This window comes from Borrelia turcica IST7 (assembly GCF_003606285.1).
Lineage (GTDB): Bacteria > Spirochaetota > Spirochaetia > Borreliales > Borreliaceae > Borrelia > Borrelia turcica.
Genome location: NZ_CP028887.1, coordinates 26,248 through 32,353, shown reverse-complemented (window position 1 = coordinate 32,353; position 6,106 = coordinate 26,248). Strand labels below are relative to the sequence as shown.

At 26.7% G+C, this 6,106-nt stretch carries 6 protein-coding genes; 3 read left to right on the top strand and 3 right to left on the bottom strand.

The window, feature by feature from the left end:
- Positions 1 to 689: 689 nt before the first annotated feature.
- Positions 690 to 1,577: a hypothetical protein gene (locus tag DB313_RS05585; RefSeq protein ID WP_120104889.1), complete on the bottom strand. Its 888-nt coding sequence runs from the start codon at positions 1,575 to 1,577 to the stop codon at positions 690 to 692.
- 371 nt (positions 1,578 to 1,948) lie between these two features.
- On the opposite strand from DB313_RS05585, the gene DB313_RS05580 reads away from it, so the two are divergent.
- The 3 genes from DB313_RS05580 to DB313_RS05570 all read left to right on the top strand — a co-directional run bounded on the left by DB313_RS05580 (position 1,949) and on the right by DB313_RS05570 (position 3,842).
- Positions 1,949 to 2,740, top strand: coding sequence for a ParA family protein (locus tag DB313_RS05580; RefSeq protein ID WP_120104888.1), 792 nt, complete (start codon positions 1,949 to 1,951; stop codon positions 2,738 to 2,740).
- Between the two features lie 130 nt (positions 2,741 to 2,870).
- On the top strand, positions 2,871 to 3,158 hold the full coding sequence (locus DB313_RS06635) for a chromosome replication/partitioning protein (RefSeq protein WP_152031119.1): 288 nt from the start codon (positions 2,871 to 2,873) through the stop codon (positions 3,156 to 3,158).
- A 108-nt stretch (positions 3,159 to 3,266) separates the two neighbouring features.
- Entirely contained in the window at positions 3,267 to 3,842 is a 576-nt protein-coding gene (locus DB313_RS05570) for a chromosome replication/partitioning protein (protein ID WP_120104886.1), read from the top strand.
- A 558-nt stretch (positions 3,843 to 4,400) separates the two neighbouring features.
- Here the strand turns inward: DB313_RS05570 and DB313_RS05565 are convergent.
- Complete coding sequence (locus DB313_RS05565) at positions 4,401 to 5,330, bottom strand: hypothetical protein (protein WP_120104885.1); 930 nt, start codon at positions 5,328 to 5,330, stop codon at positions 4,401 to 4,403.
- Positions 5,331 to 5,547: 217 nt separating this feature from the next.
- Complete coding sequence (gene bdr / locus DB313_RS05560; protein ID WP_120104884.1) at positions 5,548 to 6,105, bottom strand: Bdr family repetitive protein; 558 nt, start codon at positions 6,103 to 6,105, stop codon at positions 5,548 to 5,550.
- Position 6,106 lies beyond the last annotated feature (1 nt).

Genomic DNA, 6,106 nt, shown 5'->3' with positions numbered 1-6,106 from the left:
AGTTAAGTTTTAATTAGTATAATATTTGTTCTCTTTTATTTATTTATAATACAACAAATATCCTCCTATACTTAAACTATTTCCTTTTTATAGTTATTAATTATTAGGATATCTACTTCACTTTGGTTTATTATGCATTGCGTTGCTTTTTTTTCTATATCAATTCAACTTATAATCTCTATTAAGCCTTATTTAACACCACTTACCTACTCATTCTTACTTCCATATTTTTTTATTATTTATTGTTATTTTTATTTATACCTAAATATTTATTTGCAGTTCATCTCTAAAATAATATAATAAACTTAACTCTATTCCTCAATTAATGGTTTAAGGGTATTTTTGTAAAACATAACTAAATTTAATAATCATAGGATCCCTAATATGTCTAACAGCCGTATTAGAGAAGAAAATACAATCACTAATAATTTTACTAATATATTTATTCACGAGATTTAACCTCTTGATACATACTTCTATTTTGATATCATTGATGAGAAGACTTATAAGCTTAGGCTTATCGGACATGCAAAATCATTATTACAAAATATTAAAACCAATACCGGATACTCTGATAATTATATTAGTCAAGATATTATTCAAATAATAAAAGAAATAAATGTTACTTATCCTAAAAATGAAGCCTTCTTACACTCAAGGACTTCATTTTTAAATATATCTACCTACCTTTATAAGGTCTTATTTCTACTCCAATCTTCATGTGCCTGCTTTAATTTATCAAAATCTTTCTCGACTTGCTTCATTTCAGAATCAAGTCCTGACTTATCCTTTTTAGCAATTTCAAGAAGATTTTTTGCATCATATAATGCTCTTTGTGCCCTTGGAAAATAGTACCAATACCAGCTTGTATCACCACTTCCTATTCTTTTTAAAGCATCATCAGCTTCTCTCTTAGTTCTCTCAAAATCTTCTCCAGCATATTTTACTGCATTATTTGCGTCTTTATATCTTATTAACTCTGCCTTTTTTATCTTATTATTCACTTTATCAATAGCTTGATCCAATTTGAATAACAACTGTTTATCTAATCTTTCCAGATTCTTTTTTGCCTCTTTAAAGGCACCCTCTATAGCCATAATCTCTATTTTCATCACACTAAATCTTGTATTTATTTTACTTAACTCATTAACTATCTCATCAACCTCTACTATACAAGCATCAACTTCAACATTAATTTTCTTAGCTTCATTAGTAAGTTTTTTAAGATCACTCACTTTATCATCATTCAATGCACTACTATCATAAAGCTTCACACCTTTATCCCCAGCAACAGCTAAAATCTGTTTTGCTTGATTATAACTAATGTCTTTATTACTACCTATTTCTTCTTTCTCAATTTCACTGTCATCACTTAAGCTTCTAGCCCTACGTCCACTTCTACCACTATTCTGCTCACTAGTTGTAGCATCAGTCTCTGGTTTGTCATGAGATTCCATACTTACTTCTTGTTTATCTAAAGACTCTTCTGCTACATCTAGTAACTTGTCATATAACCTACACGACATAACACTGCCAACTAAGCTAATTATCATTAACGATTTAATCATTACCTTCATTTATCACCTCTATTCTAATAATATATCTCTTTCCGATTTTTATGTATTATTATTAAGCCTTATTTCAATTTAATTCTTTCAATACTAAACCTAAATGTTATTATGCTTATTAATAAAGATATATATATATTTATTTATTATTTATCTTATAACCTTTACTCTTATTAAGAATTTATTACTAATATTCTTCTACACTATTCATAATTTATAATATAAAGCTTATTTTAAAGGAATAAAACCCAAATTAATAGATTTTCTTATTAAGAAAAATGTGCTAAAAATAGAGCTATAATGTTATGTGATAAATTATCATGATATCAATAAGTCTATAATTTTGAAATAATAAAACTAGATAAAGGAGTTTTAGGAAAATGAATACAAAAAAAGCACAAGTAGTAACATTTGGTAGTATTAAAGGTGGTGTTGGTAAAAGTATTTTATCCATTATGTTTAGTTACATGTTATCTAATATGAATAAAAAAGTATTAATTATAGATTTAAACCCCCAAAATAGTGTTACTCGTTATTTTATGGATAAAGTGTTTAGTTTAAAAAATATAAACGTATTTTGTTTATTAAAACAAATGGTATGTGATAATGCTGAAAAACATTTTGAAGTTAATGATTTTTTAAGTCAAATAGATAATTATACATATTTACTTCCTTCTCATCCTGATTTATTAGATTTTGAAGGTGAGTCAATTAAATTTAAAGAAGTATTATTAAAATTTTGCTTTAAAGAGTATTTAATAAAAGAAAATTTTGATTATGTGATAATTGATACCGCCCCAAATTCTAATTTTTTATTAAAAAACGCATTGAGTGTTACAGATAATTTTGTTGTTCCTATAGAAGTTGAAAGGTGGTCTATAGAGGGGTTTTCCGAAATAGGAAAAAGAGTAAATAGAATAGAGGAGATTAATAGGAAAAAAATAGATATATCAATAATAAAGAATAGATTCATTAAAAATAGAAATGAAGTAATTCAATTAGATAATCTATTAGAAGAGAAGTATAAAAACTTAATTAAAGGTAAAGTTCACTATACAACTTTACTTCAAAAAGTGATTAATAAAGGTTTAGTTCCAAATAAAAATGAGAATTATTATAAAGAGATAAAAAATGCTTTAAGTAATATATTAAATATACCCAATGTAATATGAGATTAATTAAATAATAAAAAGGGAATTAATTATGGAAAAAGATAATGTTATGTTACTTAATAGAAATAGTATTGCTGTCAATAAGACAAAAAAATGGAATATTTTTCATATAAAGATGAAATAAAAAATAGTGCTAAATGTAAGGGACATTAGAATAAGATTAATGGAAATAATGTATGACATTAAAAAAAGAGAGTTATATAAATATGACAATTATAAATCTTTTAGTGCTTTTTTAAGATATTTTTCATACAATGAAGCTACTATATATAGATATATAAGGGTATACACACAGTTGTTAAATGGAAAAATCAAAATAGAAGATATTCATAATAATGGAATTGCGTTTATTTTTTTAGTCTTTTCTGCTTATACTTGTTCACTGTTGAACAACTTTTATAAAGTGTATTCTATATAATATGAAAAAAACCAAAAATAATCGCAATAAAGAAATTTTAGATTTATTTTTAACATATATTTCAACCATAAATATGGTATAAACTTACATATAAAAGGAGCATCAAATATGGAACTAAAAAGAAAAAAAAATATAAGTCCAGTACTAAATCCAAAAGTATTACCAGTTAAACAAAAAACCGAAGAAGAAAAAGAAAGAGCATTATATAATCAATGTAAAAATACTTTAGATAATAATACCGATACTATAGTAGAACTTGCATTAGAAAATCCTAAAATGTTGTATCTTATTAAAGTCAATCAATTATATCGACTTGACGGACATAAAAGTTTTAATGCTTTTTTAAAACAATATCCAAAATTAGGTAAAACTCAAGCATATACTTATATTAAAATTATAAAAGCTATAGAGGATGGAATTATCGATGAAAATCATGTAGTACAAAATGGATATAGACGAACAATAGCTTTTATAAATAATGCAAGACAAAATGGTAATTTAGAGCAAATACAAAACAAAAAATTTTTGCATTTTGGCTTTGATACTCCAGATATTTATATGACTTGCAAACAAAATAAAGATTTTGTTGAATTTTTATTAAAGAGAATTATAAGTGAACAAGATTTATTTAATAAATTTATGAATGAATTTACAAGTTTAAAAAATAATCAAAAAAAATCATAAAAATAGGTTTTCAACACAAGTGACATTAACATAATAGATATTAATGTCACTATTACTGCAACTATTTAATTAGTCATTTATAAATAACATATATCTAATAGTAAAATGACAATTCTTTATATTCATATTACTTTTTATAAGAATCTTATTATGGCTAAAGTAGACACTATAAATAAAAATATAAATGCTAATAAATTTATTCATGAGATTCAATCTCTTGATAAATACTTCCATAACGATATCATTGATGAGAAGACTTATAAACTTAAACTCAACGGCATGCTATCGAGCCTCGTAACATTATTAATGTTACAATTATTATTCTCATTTACTTTCCTTCTTTATACATCTTACAAATAACTTATCTCACTTACTTATTTATATCAACTTTATTCTCTTATTTTTCTTTTATAACATCTCTTTTATTCTTTGATATTATTATTACTGAAAAGGCATATAAATTTAGACTTACAGGCTTAATAGGAGTCTTGTAATGAACTTAATGAATTTCCCCAGCATTAATAGGTATCATTTAAGTTCATATTTCTTACTTATAACTCAATTCATTATTCCTACCAGTGCTTCATGTGCTTGCTTTAACTTGCTGAAGTCTACCTCTACTTGATTCATTCTAAACTTAAGCGTTGATTGATCCCTTTGAGCATCTTCTAAAAGTTTTTCTGCTCCCTCCATTGCTTCTTTTGCCTTATGTATATAGTAAGCTCCGCCCGATGCTCTATAAATACTTTTGATATCACTCAAAGCAATTTCAGCCTGACTCTTAGCATTATTAAAACTACCTTCTGAACTTTCTAATGAACCCTTTGCTTCATTATACAATATTAAATCTGCATAATTCCTACTATTCCTAACCTTATCAATAGCTTTGTGTAAGTCAGCCAATAATTTCTGTTTAGATTCACTATTAGACCCCCTTCTTGCTTTATTAAAATCAGTCTCGGCATTAGTAACCTCAGTTTTTACCTCGTCAAGTTTTTTCTTTATTTGTTCCAAATTCTTAGTTATTGCACCAACCTCTACTAACCGAGTCTCAGCTTGACTCTTTATTTCATTAGCTTTATCACAAAGCTCCTTCGTCTCCTCATTAACAATCACACCCTGTTTTGATTTATCGCTTAAAGACTCTACAACTACTTTATCCTCTTTAACAATAGCTACATTCTGCTCTGCTTCTGAACCACTACTATCGACTTTATTAACAACCTCTTCTTGTTCATTTTGGCTATAATCATCTAAACTTCTAGCCCTACGGCCACTTCTACCACTATTCTGTTCACTAGCTCCAACATCGCTATCTTGCATGTCAGTTATAGCATTAGTATCTGGCTTGCTAGCAGAAGATCTTACACTTACTTCTTGTTTATCTAAAGACTCTTCTACTTTATCTAGCAACTTGTCATACAGCTTACACGACATAACACTACTAACTAGACTAATTATTATTAACGCTTTATTTATTAACTTCATTTTCTCACCTCTTCTCTTTTTAATAACTATATATCTTAAACAGTCTTACACAATTTACTTCTTTTTTAAAAGAATAAGTTCTAATACTTAATATCAAGCTCTATCTGGTGATATTTATGCTACAGAATCTCATTATGCACTAATTCTTTTCTAGTAAAGATAAGATCTTTAAGTCTTATCTTTACTAGAAATATTGTGAATATATTAAATTTATCACTTATTTACTAAGATAATGTATAAATAATCCTATTACTGCACTTACAGCAAATGTAGACACAAACCCAAATATCCAATAAAGTGGCTTTATCGCTGAGTCTATCTTACTACTTAGCTCACTCTTAATTGTGTCTATTCTACCGTTAAGTTCATTCCTTACTTCCTTTATCTCACTACTGAGCTCATTCCTTACTTCTTTTATCTCACTACTTAGTTCATTCCTTACTGCTTCTATCTTATCGTCAAGTTTATCTATCCTACCGTTAAGCTCAGTCCTTACTTCCTTTATTTCACTACTTAGCTCACTTCTTACTGTCTTTATCTCATTCCTTACTGCTTCTATCTTATTATCTACCTTATCAAATCTACCCTTACACTCAGCCTCAAATGCAATAAGTTTATCCTCAAGTGACTTTATCTTGTCCTTTACATTATCATCACTATAAACTAGATTAAGAAGCAAAAAAGATTCTATTATATCCTCTTCAAATCCCTTTTCAATAAATGCCTGCTTTACATATTTATATTCTGGCATTTGTTTATATGCTAAATTAATCATT

What these genes read in the sequence shown, in the direction of transcription:
- DB313_RS05585 (WP_120104889.1), bottom strand. Translation starts at nt 1,577, where the DNA reads ATGAAGGTAATGATTAAATCGTTAATGATAATTAGCTTAGTTGGCAGT.
- bdr (WP_120104884.1), bottom strand. Translation starts at nt 6,105, where the DNA reads ATGATTAATTTAGCATATAAACAAATGCCAGAATATAAATATGTAAAG.
- DB313_RS05565 (WP_120104885.1), bottom strand. Translation starts at nt 5,330, where the DNA reads ATGAAGTTAATAAATAAAGCGTTAATAATAATTAGTCTAGTTAGTAGT.
- DB313_RS05570 (WP_120104886.1), top strand. Translation starts at nt 3,267, where the DNA reads ATGGAACTAAAAAGAAAAAAAAATATAAGTCCAGTACTAAATCCAAAA.
- DB313_RS05580 (WP_120104888.1), top strand. Translation starts at nt 1,949, where the DNA reads ATGAATACAAAAAAAGCACAAGTAGTAACATTTGGTAGTATTAAAGGT.